Origin of the sequence: Shewanella sp. UCD-KL12, assembly GCF_001957125.1 — a bacterium.
Classification (GTDB): domain Bacteria; phylum Pseudomonadota; class Gammaproteobacteria; order Enterobacterales; family Shewanellaceae; genus Shewanella.
The window spans coordinates 106026-126158 of the sequence record NZ_MPHJ01000009.1 but is presented as its reverse complement, the minus strand read 5'-3'; the positions used below and the strand labels follow the sequence as shown (position 1 = coordinate 126158).

Annotated in this window: 17 protein-coding genes; 13 read left to right on the top strand and 4 right to left on the bottom strand. The window is 44.9% G+C overall.

Annotated elements, in window-relative coordinates; translation table 11 throughout:
- Window positions 1–311 precede the first annotated feature (311 nt).
- Window positions 312–1865, bottom strand: coding sequence for a metal transporter (locus tag BM736_RS16395; protein WP_076414121.1), 1554 nt, complete (start codon window positions 1863–1865; stop codon window positions 312–314).
- A 294-nt stretch (window positions 1866–2159) separates the two neighbouring features.
- Between BM736_RS16395 and BM736_RS16390 the strand changes: the two genes are divergently transcribed.
- The 3 genes from BM736_RS16390 (at window position 2160) to BM736_RS16380 (ending at window position 8618) form a co-directional block, all read left to right on the top strand.
- The gene (locus tag BM736_RS16390) at window positions 2160–2765 is read left to right on the top strand and encodes a YhgN family NAAT transporter (RefSeq protein WP_076414119.1); all 606 of its coding nucleotides are present in this window, start codon (window positions 2160–2162) and stop codon (window positions 2763–2765) included.
- A 327-nt stretch (window positions 2766–3092) separates the two neighbouring features.
- Window positions 3093–5246 (top strand): trehalase family glycosidase, encoded by a 2154-nt coding sequence (locus tag BM736_RS16385; protein WP_076414117.1) that lies wholly within the window; start codon window positions 3093–3095, stop codon window positions 5244–5246.
- A gap of 456 nt (window positions 5247–5702) precedes the next feature.
- Window positions 5703–8618 carry an immune inhibitor A domain-containing protein gene (locus BM736_RS16380; RefSeq protein ID WP_076414115.1) on the top strand — a complete coding sequence of 972 codons (2916 nt, stop codon included), beginning with the start codon at window positions 5703–5705 and terminating at the stop codon, window positions 8616–8618.
- Window positions 8619–8690: 72 nt separating this feature from the next.
- On the opposite strand, the gene BM736_RS16375 is transcribed toward BM736_RS16380, so the two are convergent.
- Window positions 8691–9254: a chorismate lyase gene (locus BM736_RS16375; protein ID WP_076414113.1), complete on the bottom strand. Its 564-nt coding sequence runs from the start codon at window positions 9252–9254 to the stop codon at window positions 8691–8693.
- Between the two features lie 101 nt (window positions 9255–9355).
- On the opposite strand from BM736_RS16375, the gene BM736_RS16370 reads away from it, so the two are divergent.
- From BM736_RS16370 to BM736_RS16350, 5 genes are all read left to right on the top strand, one after another.
- Entirely contained in the window at window positions 9356–9808 is a 453-nt protein-coding gene (locus BM736_RS16370) for a flagellar basal body-associated protein FliL (RefSeq protein ID WP_256717915.1), read from the top strand.
- Between the two features lie 49 nt (window positions 9809–9857).
- Window positions 9858–11033, top strand: a complete 1176-nt coding sequence (gene rlmF, locus BM736_RS16365; protein ID WP_076414111.1) for a 23S rRNA (adenine(1618)-N(6))-methyltransferase RlmF — start codon at window positions 9858–9860, stop codon at window positions 11031–11033.
- Window positions 11034–11081: 48 nt separating this feature from the next.
- The gene (locus tag BM736_RS16360) at window positions 11082–11522 is read left to right on the top strand and encodes a GNAT family N-acetyltransferase (protein WP_076414109.1); all 441 of its coding nucleotides are present in this window, start codon (window positions 11082–11084) and stop codon (window positions 11520–11522) included.
- A 206-nt stretch (window positions 11523–11728) separates the two neighbouring features.
- Window positions 11729–12268: a prepilin-type N-terminal cleavage/methylation domain-containing protein gene (locus BM736_RS16355; RefSeq protein ID WP_076414107.1), complete on the top strand. Its 540-nt coding sequence runs from the start codon at window positions 11729–11731 to the stop codon at window positions 12266–12268.
- Window positions 12269–12686: 418 nt separating this feature from the next.
- Window positions 12687–13397 (top strand): HAD family hydrolase, encoded by a 711-nt coding sequence (locus BM736_RS16350; RefSeq protein ID WP_076414104.1) that lies wholly within the window; start codon window positions 12687–12689, stop codon window positions 13395–13397.
- 490 nt (window positions 13398–13887) lie between these two features.
- Here the strand turns inward: BM736_RS16350 and BM736_RS16345 are convergent, their stop codons facing one another.
- Window positions 13888–14793: a helix-turn-helix transcriptional regulator gene (locus BM736_RS16345; protein ID WP_076414102.1), complete on the bottom strand. Its 906-nt coding sequence runs from the start codon at window positions 14791–14793 to the stop codon at window positions 13888–13890.
- A gap of 61 nt (window positions 14794–14854) precedes the next feature.
- Entirely contained in the window at window positions 14855–15700 is an 846-nt protein-coding gene (locus BM736_RS16340; protein ID WP_076414100.1) for a formate dehydrogenase accessory sulfurtransferase FdhD, read from the bottom strand.
- Window positions 15701–16031: 331 nt separating this feature from the next.
- On the opposite strand from BM736_RS16340, the gene BM736_RS16335 reads away from it, so the two are divergent.
- From BM736_RS16335 to BM736_RS16315, 5 genes are all read left to right on the top strand, one after another.
- Window positions 16032–16502 (top strand): DUF3305 domain-containing protein, encoded by a 471-nt coding sequence (locus BM736_RS16335; RefSeq protein ID WP_076414098.1) that lies wholly within the window; start codon window positions 16032–16034, stop codon window positions 16500–16502.
- Entirely contained in the window at window positions 16502–17143 is a 642-nt protein-coding gene (locus BM736_RS16330; RefSeq protein ID WP_076414096.1) for a DUF3306 domain-containing protein, read from the top strand. The genes BM736_RS16335 and BM736_RS16330 overlap by 1 nt, the downstream gene beginning before the upstream one ends.
- 241 nt (window positions 17144–17384) lie before the next feature.
- On the top strand, window positions 17385–19058 hold the full coding sequence (locus BM736_RS16325) for a 4Fe-4S binding protein (protein ID WP_076414234.1): 1674 nt from the start codon (window positions 17385–17387) through the stop codon (window positions 19056–19058).
- A gap of 10 nt (window positions 19059–19068) precedes the next feature.
- Entirely contained in the window at window positions 19069–19785 is a 717-nt protein-coding gene (locus BM736_RS16320) for a molecular chaperone (RefSeq protein WP_076414094.1), read from the top strand.
- A gap of 135 nt (window positions 19786–19920) precedes the next feature.
- Window positions 19921–20121: a twin-arginine translocation signal domain-containing protein gene (locus tag BM736_RS16315; RefSeq protein ID WP_076414092.1), complete on the top strand. Its 201-nt coding sequence runs from the start codon at window positions 19921–19923 to the stop codon at window positions 20119–20121.
- Window positions 20122–20133 lie beyond the last annotated feature (12 nt).

The window sequence follows — 20133 nt, the reverse complement described above, 5'->3', positions numbered from 1 at the left end:
TAGCTAATCTTTGTTTGAATTTAAACCTGATTGTGCTCGAAAGCCATTTATTTGCAGCTTTTGACAAGGAAAGAGCGAAGAAGGCTGTGAATTACGAGATGCGAGGATAAGCCAAGAAAAAGCTAGAGACAGTAAAGCATAGTGGCAATGAATGGTCTCACTAGGTCATTCTGAACTTGTTTCAGAATCTAGTCTTTGTGGGCGACAGTCTAGATCCCGGCTAAAAGCATCGCCGGGATGACAAGCTCGCAGTTCGCGACTTGCTTAGCGCTTGAGCTGCTTTGATTGATAGCTTACTTAAAATTTCAGTCTTAGTGTTTATGCTCGCCATGACTGTGACTGTGCGCATGGGCTTTATCTTTAAGTAGCATGATGCGAGCCATAAACTTGCGAGGGCCTAAGCGGAGTAGGCTGGCGGCAAATAGCCCAGCTAAGATCACTATCGAAACTATACTAATTGGCTCAGGGATAGTCAGTACACTATGCCATTGTGGTTGGAACATAGCTGTGAATGCTAAACAGGTAATGATTAACCCAATAACCAGTGCTCTTTGTACCCAAGTCATGAGCTTAAGTTGCGCCAAGTTGAAGATAGGGGCTGCAATTAGAGCTAACATCACCGCAGGCATACTCCAGCCACTATAAGCTAAAGAAAGAGCTAAGACTGCGCCGCCTAAGTTGCAGAATCGCATTGGTAAAAACAGCACCATCAATACGATAACTTGAGTGATCGGATTCTCTAGTGGCACAGAAGGATGACCGATAAGATTCGCTAGCACTAGGCTGAGTATGATCCAAGGGGCGCTTCTGTCTATGATATGAGCAAAACCAAATCGTAACGGAGACTCGGGTATCGACAGATGAGGATCCGTAGGTTCGACTCGGCTATAGCTGAGTAAGACACCGATAACCAGCAAGCTAATGATTTGGAATAAGGCAACGAGAGGCCCTAGCAATAATGCTGTAATGATAAGAGCTTCAGGCCCCGCGAGCCGCTGTAACCAGCGCTTACCTAAATGAGAGCTTTGTGGTGATAAACCAAACTTAAACCTCAATCCGGCCACTGCATAGCTAAGTAGTAGTACAGGCGCTAAGGTGGTCACCCAATCTACTAGTTGTTCTGTGCTGTGGTCATGGTGGTGATGTTCATGGCCGCCCGAATCAAACATGAGTAGTAAAAATAGCAAGCCGATACCCAGTAAGCTGCCTATGCCTGCATGATATTCATGCTTTTCTGGATGCTGGCTACTGCTCTGTTCTGGTGAGTGATGATCATGGGGTTGATGTAATACCACATGTAAAATAGAGCCTGTGACAAAAGCCTGTAGATAGACGGTATTGTCTAGGCTTAGCTGAGTAAGCATCTGCTCCCCAGCAAAATAACCTACGCCTGTCAGCACCATCATGGCGGCTAACACGGCCATAGCCCAGCGACTGCCTACTTGTGGTTTCACCAGCCACCAGATGGCTAAGCCCACAGGTAGTCGATGTAATATGATGCCTAACGCCAGCAATATCGAGGTATCATCTTGTTGTGCCAATACCATGGCTCCACCATCTGTGATGGTGTGCAGTAGCAAGCCTGCTATGCCCAAGGTGAGAGTTAGGTTGTGGGTTACTTCGGAATAGCGGTGAAAAAGCTTTTCGCTGGCCGTGGGGCCCCAGATACCTATGATGACGAAGATGATGGCAAGAAAGCCACCATGCTCAAGTAGCTCAGGTAAAATATGCAGCAGCACAAGCCCGCCCAGTGATACGAATATAAATCCGTCCAGGCCTTTTTGTAGCCCGTTCTCAGTCGAAAAGAATCGATAGAAAATTGGACCTAATAATAGTGCGATACAGCTGGCTAAGAGATAGAGCATGATTTGTTAAGCTGGAACCAAAGAAAAACGACGAGATAGTATACCAGTTTCTGCAAAATAAGCAGGTTAGGTCGCATTATTTACATCCAATGTGATAATTTCTCAATTTTTAGCGCATTTTGCACATCCTATAAGCAATATCTATGTTGAAGTTTGCCTGATGCACTGCAACAACAGAGAATAAATCTCCTCACCTTGTGACTTTTTGTGTGAAATTGTCTATCTGTTTGTTTCCAAATGGTTATAGAATATATAGACAAACCCTTGCGTTAAAACACCAGGCAATAAACCTCTATGGATACCTTCTCAGCCGCAGTAATGCTATTTCTTATCATGGATCCACTCGGTAATCTGCCAATTTTTGCGTCAATCCTAAGACATATTGAGCCTAAGAAAAGGCGCCGAGTACTGATAAGAGAGTTACTGTTTGCGCTTGGTATTATGTTGTTATTTCTCTTTGCTGGTGAAGCGATCTTAAATTTCCTCAATTTAAAATCTGAGTCTGTCAGCATTGCGGGCGGTATTATTTTATTCCTCATCGCAATCCGTATGATTTTCCCTCAACCTGGTGGTGTCGTTGGCTTAGCGGCGGGTGAAGAGCCGTTTATTGTGCCTATGGCTATTCCTTTGATGGCTGGCCCTTCTGTATTGGCTGCACTTATTTTACTGGCTCACACCGATAGCAGTCGAATGATGGATTGGACGGTAGCCTTACTAGCAGCGTGGGGAGCGAGTGCTGTTATCTTGATGTTCTACAAGGTGTTCACTAAGGCTCTCGGCGAGAAGGGTTTGACTGCCGTAGAGCGTCTAATGGGCATGGTACTGGTAATGATATCAGTGCAGATGTTCCTTGATGGAATCGCTAGTTATATGGCTCATCTTGGGCAGGCTGCTCAGTAATCTATGCGCTAAACCTTAGTTCAATCGTATCGTCATTCTGAACTTGTTTCAGAATCTAGTTTTTCATTCGGTAGAAGGGTTTTGATTTAAAAAGCTGGTTCCCGGCTAACAGCATCGCCGGGATGACTGTATTAATATTTTGCGGCTGAGCTTGTTTGTTAGCCTTATCTTAACTGAAGCCTGTTCTACAGCAGGGCAGCCTAACCTTAGTCGATCGGCTTGCATCAAAATTCACTTACCAGCATACTCTTGGATATTGTATTCAATTGTTTATCACACCTTATCGTTGGATGAACGGTTCTATTTTTATCAGGGATAGGTATTTTTATGCTTTCTTGTCTTCTAGTGTGCGTCGCGGGCCTATCGGCTATAGATTCTCCTTTATATCATGATCTTTTGCCCTATCAAGGGACGCCAGTTTCCATGGAGGAGCGTGATAACAAGGGCAATCTTAGTATTGCTGCGACCTATGTTGATCAAGGTGCTTGGCATGGGTTCCACCTACCCGATAGTGAGGAATATTATGGTAGCTTTACTGGGCCACTTTTTATTGCTCAAGAGTACAGCTTACACCTGAGTGACAGCATACAGAGATTAGTACTGAAAGAGGCTGAAACTGGCCTAGAGCGAGATTTTTCAACGGCTCAGCGGCATAAAATTTACAGTCGACCTGATGGCCTGTATCAAGAGTATACCTGGGCAGACGTTACAGTCTCATTGAGCTTAGGGTTTAGCGATAACCGCACTTCAGTGGTGACCACTACGCTGACCAATCTATCCAACAAGGCGCAGCGCTGGCAACTCGTTTGGTCTGGTCAGCCATTTCAATCTCACCTTAAGCTGGAGGACTACCAACTTATAAAGCAAGTTCAGCAGTGGCAAACTGGTATTGCTTGGACGTTGAACCCAGTTATGGATACCTGGAACATACAGCTAGCTGACGCGAGCTTTGAGCTGTGGTTTGGACCTAAGGTGGAGATAACGGTTAACAAGGATAATAGCTATAGCGCTAAAAGCGCAGCGATTGAGCTCAAGGTTGGCCAGTCAGTTGAGCTATTAACGGCGCAGAGATACTTTCACACTCAGGATGAGCGACAAGCTAGTGGTGAGATAAACTGGCTACAATCCCAGGCATCCTTGGATGACAACCGTCAGAGATGGGAGCAAAGGCTCAATAGCGGTATTCAACAAGGGGAGAGTGAGTTTCGTCAACTTGCCGCCAAGAGTATGGTGACACTCATCCATAATTGGCGTAGTCCAGCTGGCGCCCTGAAGCACAATGCAGTGACACCGTCGATTACTTACAAATGGTTTAATGGCGTCTGGGCTTGGGACAGTTGGAAGCAGGCTGTTGCTTTGTCTCATTTTGATGTTGAGCTCGCTAAATCGAATGTGCTGGCAATGTTTGATTATCAGTTTACCGCCGAGGATATTATTCGCCCTCAAGATGCCGGTAACCTTCCCGATGCTATTTTCTATAACCAAGATCCTGCCCGAGGTGGAGAGGGAGGTAATTGGAATGAGCGCAACGGCAAACCACCATTGGCTGCTTGGGCGGTATGGGAGATCTATCAACAGAGCAAAGACCTGGCCTTCGTTGCCCAGATGTACCCTAAACTGGTTAGCTATCATCAGTGGTGGTATCGCAATCGAGATCATAATCGCAATGGCTTAGCTGAATATGGTGCCAATGTGCACCCTGCACATATTAAAGAGGGAAAATTAGATAGGGCTGCCATCATAGAAGCAGCTGCTTGGGAGTCGGGTATGGACAATGCCCCTAGGTTCGATGATGACGTCAGTGTACAGGTATTAGAGAACTTCAATGATAAGGGGGAGCTGATTGGTTATTCACTGTCCCAAGAGTCAGTAGATCTCAATGCTTACCTTTTTGCCGAAAAAGAGATTTTAGCCGATATGGCTGCGTTGCTTGACCGTAATGATGAGGCCAAGACCTGGTCTTCAGCTGCAATTGAGTTAAAGAAGCAGATCCGCAGTGAAATGTTTGATCTACAAACTGGTTTTTTCTATGACCTCAGGTTTAATGCGACAGACAGCTTTTTGATGACCGAATCAGGTAAAGGTGTTGAAGGCTGGTTGCCACTTTGGGCGGGGGTTGCAACAAAAGAGCAGGCGAAGGTGATGGTTGATAAGCACCTTAAACCACAACAGTTTTCTACTAAAATCCCTTTTCCTACGGTGAGTGCAGATAGCCCTAATTTTGCAGCAACCCAATATTGGCGAGGACCTGTTTGGCTTGACCAAGCGCTCTTTGGTTTACTTGGTTTACAGCGATACGGTTATCATTCTGAGGCCAAAACCTTAGCGACAAGATTGGTAGAGCAGGGAGAAGGTATTCTTGGTCAGTCGCCAATTAGAGAAAACTACGATCCACTCACTGGCGATGGCTTACATTGTACTAACTTCAGTTGGTCAGCCTCTGTGTTGTTGTTGATCTACCAAGATTGGTTGAATAAATAGTCTTTAAAAATGATTTTTTAGTGAATATCGGTACGGCTAAGTCATTGTTTAGGCTATATAGATTGATAAATCTAATAGTTTTCTGAGGCTTAGCGTTTATCACAGTGTTTAACTCTGTAAATCATACTTTTTTATTGTCATTCAACTGAAACAACTGTTACTGTTTTGTTCTGTTCATGTTGTTTTCGGGCATTTAGCGTGTTTACCTTTTCAATTGAGTGCTCGGGCGTTGTAGAGCTTACTCTACTTATCTGCTTTGTACTCTTTCGGGTTATATCAGTTAGCTGAGGTAGCCCTTTAGCTCGTTAGCGTAAACCTCGTTGTAGTTTTATGCCTCCCCGTTGGGATAGGTCTAAACTTAAAGCCAGATTGATGAACTTGAATGCCGCAGGGCTTAGTTTATCCGTAACAAACAACAGATATTTAAGTAGAAGAAGTCAGAAGGAACTCATTAACATGAAGAGTGGCAATAGTATCTCTCCGCGTTCAATACTCAGCATGTCATTATCTCTGCTGTTAGGTGTTGTTGCGTCATCAAGCGTTATCGCTAAGCCTTTAGAGGCAACAGATAGCGTATCAGCAGATATTGGCACCTTAGCCGATGCAGGGGTGATCAATAAAGAGCAGATCTTGTATTGGTTGATTAAACGAGGTGAGATTTCAGCATCAGCATCAGAGGATGATAAGCGTGCTGCGGTTGATCGCTTCACCCATAGAGCGACGACTTTTCAAAGCAAAGGCCGCCTTTTAGAAGCACAATTTGAAAAAAGCAGACTTAAGTCTGTAGCCCAGAGTAAGGCGTTACAGCGTAACTCTATCTCTAAGATGGACAGATCTGTCGGTATACTCGCCGATGCCGATATCTCTAAAACCGTTAAAGTGCTGGGGGTATTGATCGATTTTCCCGATCTGCCGTTTGATAATAATCGACTCTCCGCCAGTGATACGCCTATGTACTACCCAAGCTATCCCGTTGAACATTATAAAGACCTGATGTTTTCAACTACAGGTTTTGCCGGTCCTCAGGGGCAAAACCTAATGACTGGGTATCAATATTACCAAGCTGAGTCGGGTGAGCGTTTCTTCTTTACTGGGGATGTAAAAGGCTGGTTTACTGCAGCTAATAACGCCGCTTTTTATGGCGGTAACGATCCAGATAGTAATGACGATGACAAAGCCGTTCCCGATCTGGTTAAAGAAGCGGTAACTATGGCCGTTGCTGGCATGACAGCTGAAGAGCTTGCCAGTTACGATGTTGAAGATCCTTTCGATATTGATGGTGACGGCAACTTTGATGAGCCTGACGGCAATATCGATCACGTGATGCTGTTTCACTCAAGTATCGGCGAAGAGGCGGGTGGTGGTGTACTTGCTGATGATGCTATCTGGTCACATAGATTTTTCGTTTATACTGGAAATACGCCTGGTTATACCATTCCCGGCACGGGCAAAAAAGTATTTGGTTATACGGTGCAGCCAATTGATGCCGCTGCTGGCGTAGTGGTCCATGAGTTTGGTCATGACCTCGGGTTACCTGACGAGTATGACACCACCAATTCAGGCGATGGTTCACCCGTTGGCTCATGGTCTGTGATGTCTGGCGGCAGCTGGACAGGTGCTATTGCGGGGACGGTACCGACAGGTTTTAGCCCTTATGCACGTACTTACCTGCAAGATAGGTACAAGGGACGTTGGAGCAATGAGCAGGAGGTGTTACTGAGTAGCATCGGCGCTAGTGGTCTTGATGTTCAGTTGAACGAAGCGGTTAATCATTCACTGGTTAACCAGCTATCTATTCCGCTGCCTTCAGCAACTATCCCGTTTAAGCAGCCCTATGCTGGTAGTTATCAGTATTATTCTGGCCAAGGTCATTTGATCAATAATGCGCTGTCATTTGAGATAGATCTGCCAAGCGCAGCTCAGTTAACCTTAACCATGAAGGCGCATTGGAATATTGAGTTAGATTACGATTACGCTCAGTTGATGGTTGATGGTGTTGTTATTGCGGGTAACCATACTAAGGCAAGTAACACTACCAATGCTGCTCGGGACATCATCACTGGTAACTCAGGTGATATCAATGGCGCAGAGGGCGCGAATAATTGGGTTGATTTGGAATATGATTTAAGTGCTTACGCGGGAAGGGCGAATACTCAGATAAGTATCGTGTATATTACTGATCCTGCTGTTGGTGACTATGGTTTTGTGTTCGATAACTTGCAGATAACCGATGGCACTAGCGTGATTTATAGTGATGATGCTGAGACTGAAAATACCATGACCTTGGCAGGCTTCTCACGTATCGACAGTGAGCGTCCAGGCGCTGATCGCCGTTACATCGTGCAGCTTAGAAGCCACAATGGTGTAGATGCAGGGCTAGATAGTCACTCCTATGAGCCTGGTGTATTGCTTTGGTTAGAGGACTTTAGCTATGCCGATAATAACTCGAGCACACATCCTGGTTCTGGTTTAATCGGCGTTATCGATGCCGACCAAAACTTGATTGGTAACTATGGTACTAGCACTCAGATCCGTGATGCGACCTTTAGCATGTTTAATCAATCGAGCTACTTTGAGGATGATCACCTGAGTTCAGTCTCACTATTCGATGACAGCTTAGATTATAGTGCGCCAACTAAGCCTCAATCTGGCATCATTTTGCCTCAGATAGGTTTGACCATGGAGGTCACAGCACAGAGCGCTGACTCGTCAACGGCGACAGTTAGGTTTAACTATAATGGTGTAACGCCTCCACCGCCGCCAAGTTCTGACTTGTCATCAAGCTTTACTATGACTCAGGAAGTGCCTGGAACAGTGACATTCACAGCATCTGTTGAGGGGGGAGATGGCAATTACACCTACCTATGGAACTTTGGTGACTCAAGTGCAACAAGTGCAGAAGAGATGCCAGTATACACCTATGCAGACTCTGGCAGCTACTTAGTGACTTTGACTGTGACTGATGGACAAGGTGCGAGCGTTGAGAGCATGCAAGCGGTGACCGTTTCTCTACCTGTAGCGCCAATTGCTGGCTTTACCTTTGTGACGAGTGATTTGAGTGTCACTTTTACCGATACCACAACTGGTGGTGAAGGTGCGATGAGCTATTTGTGGAATTTCGGTGACGGACAGACAAGTACCGCTCAGTCGCCTACTCATACTTATGCTTCAGCTGGTAGCTATACTGTGATGATGACAGTGACAGACAGCCTTGGCATGGAGAGTAGTAGAAGCAGCTCGATTACTGTCACTGCGGCAGTGGTTACAACACCAGTGGTCACACCGTCATCAGGTGGTTCAGGTGGCGGTAGTTTAGGTTGGATAACACTCTCTTTATTAGCGCTTGTTGGACTAAGAAGAGCGCGTCGTTAATTGCATCTGTTTTGCACTGACAATAAAAAACGCCCTGAGGGGCGTTTTTTATTGTTGAGTATTTAAACTGATTTACAACTGTTCAATGAACTGGCGAGCTGCGGGAAGAAAGGTTTCGCTGACTATCAAATCTTCACCTTCAAAGGAGAAGTATCGACGCCTGCCCCAGAGCTCTTGACTGACAGGCTGATTAAGCGAGCTGGTTAACTCGGCCAGTTTTTCGCATGGGGTGAAATGAGCAACTTCTATTTTCCCTGGAGTAAAGTCATCCGTTGAAAATAGCAACTCACCGAGCGGCCGAGTGCCTAAAGTGAGAAAATCTTTATCTTTTTTTGCCAGTAATGGGCCTGAAATCAATGTGCGAGCAAATATCCAAGGTGTACCATCTAAACAGAGTAGAACTTCTCGTACCCAAGCTTGCTGCTGAGTAGGAAATTCGCCACTAAATGGGGTCAAATTACCTTCACCTAAGATTTTTACCTCAAAATGGGCACAGTGAGATTGCAACTTTTGAGTTAAACTTCCTGTAGAAAGCAACCATTCTGTTAATGGGGATTGGGGCAGTTCGGCGATTTTATCTGGTGAAAACCATTGAATTGATTCACCATAGGGGAAGCTTAACCTAGTCACACTCATCTAATTCTCGGTACAATACTGGCTTGCAAACTGGTGCAGTCTACCATGTCATAAAACGATAGTCAGAAAGATTAGTGGGCATCAAGGAGATACAGTTCAATATGAAAAGGTTCGATATGAAATCACTCTACCTGAAAAGGTTTGCGTCACTGCTGCTCATTTTAATTATGGGCGTCTTTAGCACGGCGAGTTACGCAGAAGATGAGGAGCCAGAAAAAGAGGAGATAGTGGATAACTATGCCTATTATGGATTTGAACCTGATCTGATTACTAACTATATCTCCACCGGCAAAAAGTTAGGCTTTGTACGTATAGGTATCGAGCTCATGGTCAAAGATCCTGAAGACCTTATTGATATAGAACATCATGATCCCCTGTTACGTGCAGCGATATTAGAGATTATGGGGAGCCAGACTTCAGATAAAGTAAAATCTCTCACTGGTCGAGAAGAGATACGCCGTGAGTGTTATGACACAGTGAATAGGCTTATTGAGCAAGAAACGGGTAAGCCATTAGTGGTCAACCTACTCTTTACCAAATATTTATACGACTAACTAAATAATACCGCCGTGAGTGATTCGACTGACGGCATAAGAACCCCCTATGACTAAAGCCGCTCAAAAAAAGCCATCTAAACCTGCTGCACAGCGTCGTTCGCAGAAACCTGCTAAAAAGCCGAATAAACCAGCCAAATATTCAGCGACTACGGTCGACTCAAAGGGCAAAGGGTTACATCAGAGAAACTTACATAGAGATGGCTATGACTTTGATAAGCTAACTCAAGCTTGCCCAGTGTTAACGCCGTTTGTCAGGCCAAATCCTTATGGCAAACTGTCTATAGATTTTGCTGATCCTCAGGCGGTTAAGGCACTTAACTTCGCCTTGCTTAAGTCTGATTATCAAATAGAGTTTTGGGATATTCCGCAGGGATTTTTATGTCCACCTATCCCTGGGCGTGTCGATTACATTCACTATCTTGAAGATCTTCTTCGTGGTGAGTTAGCGCTTGAAGATGAATTGGCACTTGAACAAAGTGGACAAAATGTCCATGCTGAATCTAAGTCATTAAAAAATAGTGGGAAAAATAGTAGATCTTCAACGAAACGTATGAAGATTAATGCGCTTGATATTGGTACAGGTGCTAACCTCATCTATCCCATCTTAGCTAGCCAAGCCTGTGGATGGCGATGTGTTGCCAGTGATGTCGACCCTCTCTCCATTAAAAATGCGGCAAACATCATTAATCACAATAGATGTTTGCAAGGGAAAATAGAAACTCGCCTACAAACCGATCATCAAAAAGTCTTCTCTGGGGTTATCTCTGCGGATGAACGGTTTGATGTGACTCTGTGTAATCCACCGTTTCACTCTTCACTTGCCGAAGCTGCAGAGGGCAGCCAACGTAAAGTGCAAAACTTAGCGGCTAATAGAGCCGCGAAAGGACATGCTTCTAATGTTGACTTAAGCAAGGAGAAGCTAAAGGCTGCAGAGTTAAATTTTGGTGGTCAAAAAGCTGAGCTGTGGTGCGATGGCGGCGAGAAGCAGTTTCTATTGAACATGATCAGTGAAAGTCGTGAGTTCAAGACTCAATGCCTATGGTTTACGAGTCTAGTATCGAAAAAAGAAAACCTTAAATCGAGTTATGCAGCACTTGAAAAAGTGGGAGCGGTTACAGTGAAGACCATAGATATGGCTCAGGGTAATAAGCTCACTCGGGTGTTGGCTTGGAGTTTCTTGACGCCAGCACAAAGAGACTTATGGGCTAAATATCGTAGCTAAGAGTCGAGGTTAAGTGGGTTGTTAGGCGAAGGTTTAAAGGGAGAGATAATGCAGGGATATAGGATTAGTACTGATTTAGTTGAGATGGATATCGATATTATTCATGCTGTTATCTCTGAAAGTTATTGGGCGAAGGGAATACCTAAAACTGTGTTGCAGAAAGCGCTCAATCACTCACTTTGCTTCGGTGTATTTACTGATGTTCAAGATGGCGATAAACAGGTTGGCTTCGGTCGTATGATCACCGACAGAGCCACCTATGCTTATCTAGCGGATGTGTTTATTGTCGATGAGTACCGTGGCCGCGGTTTAAGCAAGTTGCTGATGAATGCGATTGTAGACCACCCAGATCTGCAAGGCCTCAGGCGCATGGTACTTGCCACCCGCGATGCCCATGGACTGTATGCCCAGTTTGGCTTCAAACCTGTACCTAACCCAGAGGTGCTCATGCAGGTTTGGCAACCCAATGTATATAGCGCTAGCGAATAACGTCTTAATTATTTTTAAAAAATTTAATGTAATCCCATCAATGATATTGGCTAGCTTGTTGAAGTTCGTTGCTTCAATCTTGTCTAACGCCTGTCCGGCGAGGATTATACAAACACTTCTGTGATTACATTGGCTTTGAATATCAATTCTATTTAAGATAGCCAAGTTAAGTAGTGCAACCCAATGTTGTTTAAAAGGATCTTATAATGCAGTTAGGTATAAATGTAACGGGTAATCATAATAGCTTGAAGCAAAAAGGCTTTACCTTAATTGAGCTCGTCATTGTGATTATTATATTGGGTATTTTGGCTGTCACTGCAGCTCCTAAGTTTATCAATCTGCAATCAGATGCAAAAATCTCAACGGTTCAAGGCATAAAAGGGGCGATTAAGTCTTCACTAGACTTGGCACATTCGCGGGCAGCCATAGATGGTGTCGAAAAAGATGATCGAAGCGTTATCGATTACAACGGTGAAGATATTGAGATGAAGCTCGGTTACCCAGAGGCCTTCGGTGAAAATGGTGGCGGTGGCTTACGTGAAATGCTTGAAGTGGGCGAAGAGGTCGATTTCTGCTTCGGTAGCGGCTCTTGCACACCAAATGTATTAGTTGGCTCATCAAATGTGCGCTTTGGTTATTTCTTGGATGATGAAACCACCAATTGCCATGTCCGCTATATCGAGCCAACAGGAACGGGTGGTTCAGATACCACCTACACGCTGGAAGAAGACCTCACAGGTTGCTGATGTTTTGTTGAGTGAAAATGTCACTCTATTCTCTAATCAAGCTTCGCTTGAGCAACACAGTTAGACTTTATCTAATAACTTGAGATGAGTGGTGCAATCACTCATCGGCTTTGCTGCCGTTACCTCTCACTCCTGCAACGGAATTTGGGAGTGAAAATCAGTTTATCTATATGTTGTGATATAGCGCCTGCGGCTCACAAGTATGTATTCTCTATATATTTATTGACTGATTTTAAACTGCTTCCCTCACAAAGTGAGTAAGATCAATATTTGATTATGTATTGGGTATTATTCATCATTCTAGCCGTATCGACGGCTTGTTAAAATCTGTTAGCTAGCATAAATTCAACTCAATTCAGTGCATCAAGCGTTGCAACTTGGATGACTTATTTTAGATCATTTTTGATAGGATAAAAGTATGAAGCTAGATGCAGTATTGTGGGATTATGATGGAACGTTGGTTAATTCTGTACCTAAAAATATAGATATTACCAAGACAATTTTATCTATTGTTGCACCACATTTAACGGGTGATAATTTGCCTAAATATCTGCATAGCGAAGAACTTTATCATCAGGCAAATCATGCCGCTAGAAACTGGCAAGAGCTATATGTTGAATATTATGGTTTGTCCGATGCTGAGATGATTCAAGCTGGCAGTATGTGGGCGGAGCATCAAGAGAAGAATCAAACACAGGTTAACCTCTTTAATGGCATAACCAAAATCATAGACAGATTCTCTGACATTCATCATGGGATATGTTCACAAAATTCGCAGAGAAATATCCGCAATGTTCTTGAATTTCATGGTATTAACAAGCCATTTAAGGCCGTTGTGGGCTATGATGACGTCTCAAACGGCAATCAAAAGCCTCAAGCTGATGGTGGAATTCAATGTCTAGAGAGCATATTCGGCCACACCAATAGCCAACTATTGATGTATATCGGCGATCATGAAGCTGATACACAGTTTGCCCGAAATCTAGAGTCAGCCCTCGGTGGGCAGGCTAAAGTTATCTCTGTGGCCGCAGCCTATAGTCGAGCAAATCCATCTACTTGGACTGTTCAACCTGATCACATTGCCACAAATGTTGAAGACCTCTCACCTATCATTGAAAAGTACTTGTAATGTTCTATGTAAAATATGGAATTTAGCCTTTAAATTATTGATGCCAAATCGAAGAGGTTAATAATCGGGTGTAGATAGGGCTGCGAGCTTAGATTTCAAGGTGAGGCTTCACTTAGTGAAGCTCTTCGAACGAGAGGCAAGGATGCCGAACTGGCTTTTAAACATGGAAGTTTTTTGTCATCAAAGAGCCTACAAGGCCAAAAGTGTTCCCTACACTTTTTAGCATTCCAGCCATCCATGGCAGTCAGATGTATTCACGGCGTCTCGCAGAAGTATCTGCACATGAGCCTGCTGCAAGCAATTGATAACCATAAGGCTATGGTTATCAATCAAACTTGCTAAGTATCAATAACGCCAGATACAAAAAAGTTACTTCAACAATTGTTAACCCAAAATCCCAAATAGCGTTAGCGCCGAATAGGCCGCAGGCCGTCGATCAGCGCTGCGTCGTCTTAGCTCTACCTGCCTCGCACCTAGCCCCTCAAACCTTCTAAGAGGGATTCCAGAGTAACTTGCCGCAATCCGTCAGATCATACCCGCCCAAAGTAGAGGCCAATTGACGTGTCTGAGTACTCGATATCATATCGAACAGGTGCTGTAGTTGGCGTCTGAAGTAGATCCCTTGGGGCATGACAAAATCGAATGACTCAGTGATCAATGGTACGAAGCTTAGGCCACTTTCCATGGCGACTGACTGACAGCCGAAACCTATGTCAGCATCGCCGCGGGCGATAAAGCCTGCTAGTTCGCGCTCACTATAGGCGGTGACATTAGCGTTAAGATGAGAAAGGGCGGCGCCCTGTTTCATTAACCAATGCTCTAGGTGTTGCTGGCTGCCTGCTCCCGCTTGTCTGTCGACCCATCGCCATGGAAGTGAGACAATCTTGTCCTCTTCTTGGCAGCGTTGATGCATGTCTTGGCGCATCATTAGACCTTGATTACGAGTATAGCCGTGGATCATCACCCACTGTTGATGGTTAGGGTAACCCTTCAATAGCGCCGGATGACGAATATTTCGCTCCTCTACACTGCCCCAATGTAAGGTACAGACATCAGCATAGCCTCGTGAAAGGAGGTCGAGTCCTAATCGTGAGCCTGTTGAACTGTAGCTAATCAGGTCGCTCTTGCCTATTTGGGTCATTAGACGAGATACCAACATAGACAGCAGAGGATCATCGCTGCCTGTGATATGCATACGATCAGAGAGCATGCCGCTATGGCATGAGTCCATTACCCAGCGGTCGATTAAAATTTTAGGAAATAGCCACTTACCAGTCACCTTAGTCGCAGGTAGTATGCGGTCGTTCGCCATTGCGTAGACCTTTTTTTCATTAAGATCTAAGTATTCAGCGACCTGTTTGGCGCTCATATAGACGAGTTTACTCGGCTCTGTCATTGCTGTTTCCATTGCTCATTGCACAAGAGAAAGTGTCTCTCTTCACTTGCTGGTTTATTCATTATGTTTTTGTTGGACGCTTAGGTGGGACTGCGTCGAATTCGATATTTTCGGCACCATTATAGATAAGGAAGTGCTTGCCCTTAGCTCTAGCTATCATGGTAATACCTAGCTTTTGAGCGAGCTCTAAGCCCATCTGGGTCGCGCCACTGCGGGAGAGGACGACAGGAATGCCCATCTTGGCGACCTTAATCACCATCTCAGAGGTTAAACGACCTGTGGTGTAGAAGAGTTTATCTTCACCTATGGTCTCTTTTAACCACATCTCTCCAGCCAGTGTGTCTACAGCATTATGACGACCAACATCTTCGACAAAATCGACGATCTCATCTTCTTTACATAGGCCACAACCATGTACAGCACCTGCATTTTTGTAGGTTTCGTTATATTCACTAATGTTCTTTAGCAGGGCGTAAAGCATGCTCTGCTTTATCTGCGGGCTGGGTAGATTGATCTCATCGAGGCCATCCATAAAGCCACCATACACAGTGCCTTGACCGCAGCCTGAGGTCACAGTCTTCTCAGATAGCTTTTCATCTAAGTCAGCAGTGCTCTCTTTAGTGATAATAGCGGCTGAGCTAACTTCCCAGTCGACAATGACTGATTCAAGTTTGTCTAGATCTGAAATAAACCCTTGGTTTTTCAAATAACCTAGCGATAGTGCCTCTGCTCTAGCCCCGAGTGTCATTAGCGTCACAATGGGTTGCCAGTTGAGATAAACCGTTAAAGGACGCTCACAGGCAATATGTTTATCGACCTGCTCACCATTTTGATCGATGGCCTTTACTGCGATGGTTAATGGCACTTCAGTCGCTGTTCTTATCAAGCTGTGGTTGTGATTGCTCAAGGTTATAGACTCACTGTAAAAAATATCGGATATAGCTTAGCAATTATTGTACCTAGGTGTTGAAGAGTAGGGGGAATGCGTGATCTCTCGCATCGGGGGGAGTTAAAGCGCCCTATTATGTCCTACTCAAAATGGCACACAGGACAAATTGTCCTACTCTTAGTATGGAATTAATGATCCAGCGCAATTTTCTTTTATAATTTTGCTGGCACGCATATTGCTTGCTTATAGGTATCGGACGGGTATTGATGCTTAGGTTGCTGCAGTACTCGTAATTTAGCCAGCTTGTTATTGATCGCGATAAGTTGGCTACAAGTAAGGTGGAAACTGAATGCAACATACCGAAAGCGAATGGCCCATGCACGTTTCTCTTAAGAGAATCGAAAAGCTCGTTGGGCGCTGGACTTCTGTAAGCTGGGAGCTAGATCAAATATTACCCGCGAGTCATGAAGCCCCTGAGAATTCAAATGTTGTTCTACTTGAACTACATAAAGATGAGCGAGCGAGTTACCGTCTGAATTTAGATATGGACAACGCCATGTTGTACATAGTGTGCGATGAACTTGAAGATGGTACTTGGGTACCGGCGAGAATATCTGCCGATCAAAATGTCGCAGCAGGCTGTCTCGAAGGCGATACGCCAGTATTAAATCTACCTATGCCACAAGCTGTTGCTTGCTGGATCGAAGCCTTTATTACTCGTCATGGTGAAGTTGAGATATGTGCGCATCGTCGTAAGCATGTTAATCGCCGTAAGAATGAAGGTCCAAGTGCTAACCATAATTTTGAGCAGAGACGCTAATGAGCGATAAACCAAGTGGATTTTTCTCTCGTTGGAATCAGCGACGCCAAGAGGTCGAAGATGAAAGACTGGCCGAAGAAGCTGATAGCCAAAACCTTGAGAGTTCGGTTGAGCTAGCTGAGACCGAAAATCAGCAAACACCAGCTCAAGAGCTTCAAGACGAGAATCAAGTTCTCACCGCAGATGACCTTCCTGACCCAGATAAAATTGAGGTCGGTGGTAGCTTCGCCAGCTTTATGGGCGCTAATGTCGACCCAACGGCTAAAGCAGCTGCTTTGAAGGCGCTATGGAAGCAGCCGCAATACAATGAGATTGATGGCTTGCTTGAGTATGCGCTGGATTACAGTAATCAGCCTAAATTGAGTGCTGAGCAGTCCGCTGAGATAGCTAAAAAAGTCTTCCGCCACGTGACCAAGAAAGAGGAGGAAGTTGAAGCTGAAGAGCTGGAGCTTGCTCAAGAGGTTGAGGGTCATACAGATGGTGCTACCGGCGAAAATACAGCTGACAATGCTGTCGCCTCAAATAGCAATGAACCCAATTTAGACAGTGAAGCTGCTGAGGACATTTTGGACATCAAGAGTGATGACTTGTCCCAAAATGCACCAGATTCTAATAGTGATACAAAAGACGCGGTTGTTTGAAGTCATTTTAAATAAGTTTAATAACCACAGAATTGGTATGTGAATTGCTACCTTATTTAGCAAAAGCTAGAAAAGTTAAGCAGTAATCGGCAATTAAGTTGGCCCTGATGAAGCCAGCAAATTGAAAGAGATCACTAGCCGGAATCGAGTATATCTGCATAGATATCTTGAGGCGTAAAGAGATAGTGACCAAGTCGATGGCAACAGCCAAACTGTTCAGGAACGCAACGTGAGCATAAATTTGAATAATGATACCCAAGTTGAACTTCAAGGAGTTCGACAGCAGGTGTTGGCGAACACTCAAGTTCTTCAGAACCTGATCCCGCCAACAGTTAGCTACACCACTGAGGGCAACGTCCTTGTGATTGGGCCAGAAGATCTGGCTCGTCTTGCGGCAGCTAGACTCGCCAATATGGGCAAGGTAGCGATATTAGCCAATGAGGCGATCACCAGCCAAGATGAAGACCATCTTGAGAAGGTGATGACTTCAGCTGAAGATGTTGAAAGCTTCTATAACAAGCTTGTCGAGATTAAAGGCTTCCTAGGTCAGTTCCAGGTTAAAGTCGATTCAGGCTCTGAGACAGATACAGCAGTCATTGATTTAAGCTTAGTGGCTATTCGCAAAGCGCATTTCGACCTTATCTTAGATTTGAGTCAATCACCGTGTGTTAATCTTGAGATGCTTCCTCCTGGCTACTTCTATGTCGGCCAAGATACAGCAAAGCTTGATGATGCTATCAATCAGTTGCCAGACCTTATCGGTCAGTTTGATAAGCCTAGATACGTTAAGGTGAATAGTGAGCTTTGTGCCCATACCCGTAATGGTATCGATGGTTGTAATCGTTGCTTGAACTTCTGTCCTGCAGATGCGATTCAGAGCATTGATAAGATGATCGAGATAGACCCTTATCTTTGTCATGGTGCAGGTAGTTGTACCAATGCATGTCCTACTGGTGCTATCAGCTACGATCTTCCGACGCCTCAAGCGTTACACTCATACCTGCATAAGCTAGTCACTCGCTATAGTGAAAAAGCACAAGTTGCTCCAGTCATACTGTTCCATGATGAAGCGAATGGTGCTGCACTCATCACAAATGAGCTTCCAGGCTCAGTGATTCCGGTTGCGCTTGAAGAGATCACTGTTGCGAGCATGGATCACTGGATGTCATCTCTAGCATGGGGAGCGTGTCAGGTTCTTGTTTTGAATACTGCCGCGACAGCACCAACGCTCACTCAGATGCTTGAAGGCGACCTTAAGTTAGCTAACGACATTCTTGATGAGATGGGTCAACCACAACGTATCTCGCTAATTGATGAATCAACTATTGGTGATTTGAGTGCATTGCTTGAAGCAAGCTCAAGCTGGCCTGTAATTGTACCGGGCGAGTTTGCTGCAACGACTAAGCGCAGCACACTGTACGCAGCGATTGATCACTTAAATGAGCAAGCGGCCTCAGTTGAGAGCTGTTTGAGTCAAAGCAATCTTCCTTATGGCAAGGTCAGCGTCAACAAAGATAGCTGTACCTTATGTCTATCTTGTGTTTCAACCTGTCCAACGCAAGCTCTTACCGATGGTGGTGACAAGCCTGCACTTAATTTTGTAGAGCAAGACTGTGTGCAGTGTGGCTTATGTGAAAAAGCCTGTCCTGAAAATGCTATCAGCCTGACTTCGCAAATGAACTTCGATAAAGCCGAGCGTCAAGCCTGTAAAACCTTGAAAGAGGAGGAGCCGTTCGAGTGTATTCGTTGTGGAACTCCTTTTGCCACTAAATCCATGGTGCAGCGTATGCAAGATGTGATCGGTGGACATAGCGCGTTTAGTGCTAACACAGAGCGTTTAAAGATGTGTAGTGACTGCCGTGTGAAAGATATGTTTGAAGACATCCTTCAAGATCCTGAAAAGCAACTGCGATAAGAGTTAAGCCATGACCGAATTAGTAAGAGAAGTATCAGAAAACGATCAGTTAAGAGCCGACATCTATCAGCTATTGGCCGCGCTGTTGCGCAGTCAGCCAAGTGCAGAGTTGCTACAATTTCTTGGCAATCTTGAACTTGATGCTAGCGACGACAGCGAGATGACCAAAGCTTGGTCTGCGGTTAAGTTAGCCTCAAATCAGTTTAGTAGTGAACAGTTAGAAGATGAATATTTCAAAATATTCTACGGTGTAGGCAGCGGTGAGATCATGCCTTACGCAAGTTGGTTTATGACTGGTTCATTGATGGATAAGCCACTGGCTATGCTGCGTCAAGACTTGATGCAACTTGGCTTTGAACGCGAAGAAAATGTGAAAGAGCCTGAAGATCATGTTGCTGCACTTTGTGAAGTGATGGGGATCTTAATTCTTGAGGCTCCTGGGTACCGTCAACTAGGTTTCTACCAGCGCCACATCGGCAGTTGGATTGACCGTTTCTGTACCACTTTAGCGGCTACGCCAAGCGCTGCTTTCTACGCAACTGTTGCACAACTTGCTAAAGCGTTCTTTGAAGCTGAAGCCAATGAGTTTGAGCAACTACAACTTGATATCCCAGTTAACTGCCCAGGCTCTGAAGCCGCTCAGGCAGAGTCTGAGAAAAATGAAGCTGAAGCTAAAACAGAAGAAAGTGCAAAGATTGAATCGTCTGGCCGCGAGCTTGCCTCGTAACTAGCCGGTTGATTATGTATGCCAGCCTGTTTCTTGGGTTGGCATAATGAAAACGGAGGGAGTATCCCTCACCAAATAGACGGGTCATCTGTTATTGACCCACATTACAACACCAAGTGAAAACTAGGAGACACTATGAAGAAGCAAGCTTCCGACATGGGTCGTCGTCAACTGCTAAAAGCATTAGCAGTGGGCAGTGCGGCTGGCGCCGTAGCGACTGTCAGTGGACAAGCTCTTGCGGCATCACCAGCTGTAGCACCGACTACAGAGAAAGGCGATGGTTATAAAGAGACTGATCATGTTCGCAGTTATTACGCATCATTGCGTGGAAAGTAACTGTAGCTTTTA

What these genes read in the sequence shown, in the direction of transcription:
- BM736_RS16315 (WP_076414092.1), top strand. Translation starts at nt 19,921, where the DNA reads ATGAAGAAGCAAGCTTCCGACATGGGTCGTCGTCAACTGCTAAAAGCA.
- BM736_RS16370 (WP_256717915.1), top strand. Translation starts at nt 9,356, where the DNA reads ATGAAAAGGTTCGATATGAAATCACTCTACCTGAAAAGGTTTGCGTCA.
- BM736_RS16355 (WP_076414107.1), top strand. Translation starts at nt 11,729, where the DNA reads ATGCAGTTAGGTATAAATGTAACGGGTAATCATAATAGCTTGAAGCAA.
- BM736_RS16350 (WP_076414104.1), top strand. Translation starts at nt 12,687, where the DNA reads ATGAAGCTAGATGCAGTATTGTGGGATTATGATGGAACGTTGGTTAAT.
- BM736_RS16385 (WP_076414117.1), top strand. Translation starts at nt 3,093, where the DNA reads ATGCTTTCTTGTCTTCTAGTGTGCGTCGCGGGCCTATCGGCTATAGAT.
- BM736_RS16375 (WP_076414113.1), bottom strand. Translation starts at nt 9,254, where the DNA reads ATGAGTGTGACTAGGTTAAGCTTCCCCTATGGTGAATCAATTCAATGG.
- BM736_RS16390 (WP_076414119.1), top strand. Translation starts at nt 2,160, where the DNA reads ATGGATACCTTCTCAGCCGCAGTAATGCTATTTCTTATCATGGATCCA.
- BM736_RS16380 (WP_076414115.1), top strand. Translation starts at nt 5,703, where the DNA reads ATGAAGAGTGGCAATAGTATCTCTCCGCGTTCAATACTCAGCATGTCA.
- BM736_RS16320 (WP_076414094.1), top strand. Translation starts at nt 19,069, where the DNA reads ATGACCGAATTAGTAAGAGAAGTATCAGAAAACGATCAGTTAAGAGCC.
- BM736_RS16395 (WP_076414121.1), bottom strand. Translation starts at nt 1,865, where the DNA reads ATGCTCTATCTCTTAGCCAGCTGTATCGCACTATTATTAGGTCCAATT.
- BM736_RS16330 (WP_076414096.1), top strand. Translation starts at nt 16,502, where the DNA reads ATGAGCGATAAACCAAGTGGATTTTTCTCTCGTTGGAATCAGCGACGC.
- BM736_RS16345 (WP_076414102.1), bottom strand. Translation starts at nt 14,793, where the DNA reads ATGACAGAGCCGAGTAAACTCGTCTATATGAGCGCCAAACAGGTCGCT.
- BM736_RS16335 (WP_076414098.1), top strand. Translation starts at nt 16,032, where the DNA reads ATGCAACATACCGAAAGCGAATGGCCCATGCACGTTTCTCTTAAGAGA.
- BM736_RS16360 (WP_076414109.1), top strand. Translation starts at nt 11,082, where the DNA reads ATGCAGGGATATAGGATTAGTACTGATTTAGTTGAGATGGATATCGAT.
- rlmF (WP_076414111.1), top strand. Translation starts at nt 9,858, where the DNA reads ATGACTAAAGCCGCTCAAAAAAAGCCATCTAAACCTGCTGCACAGCGT.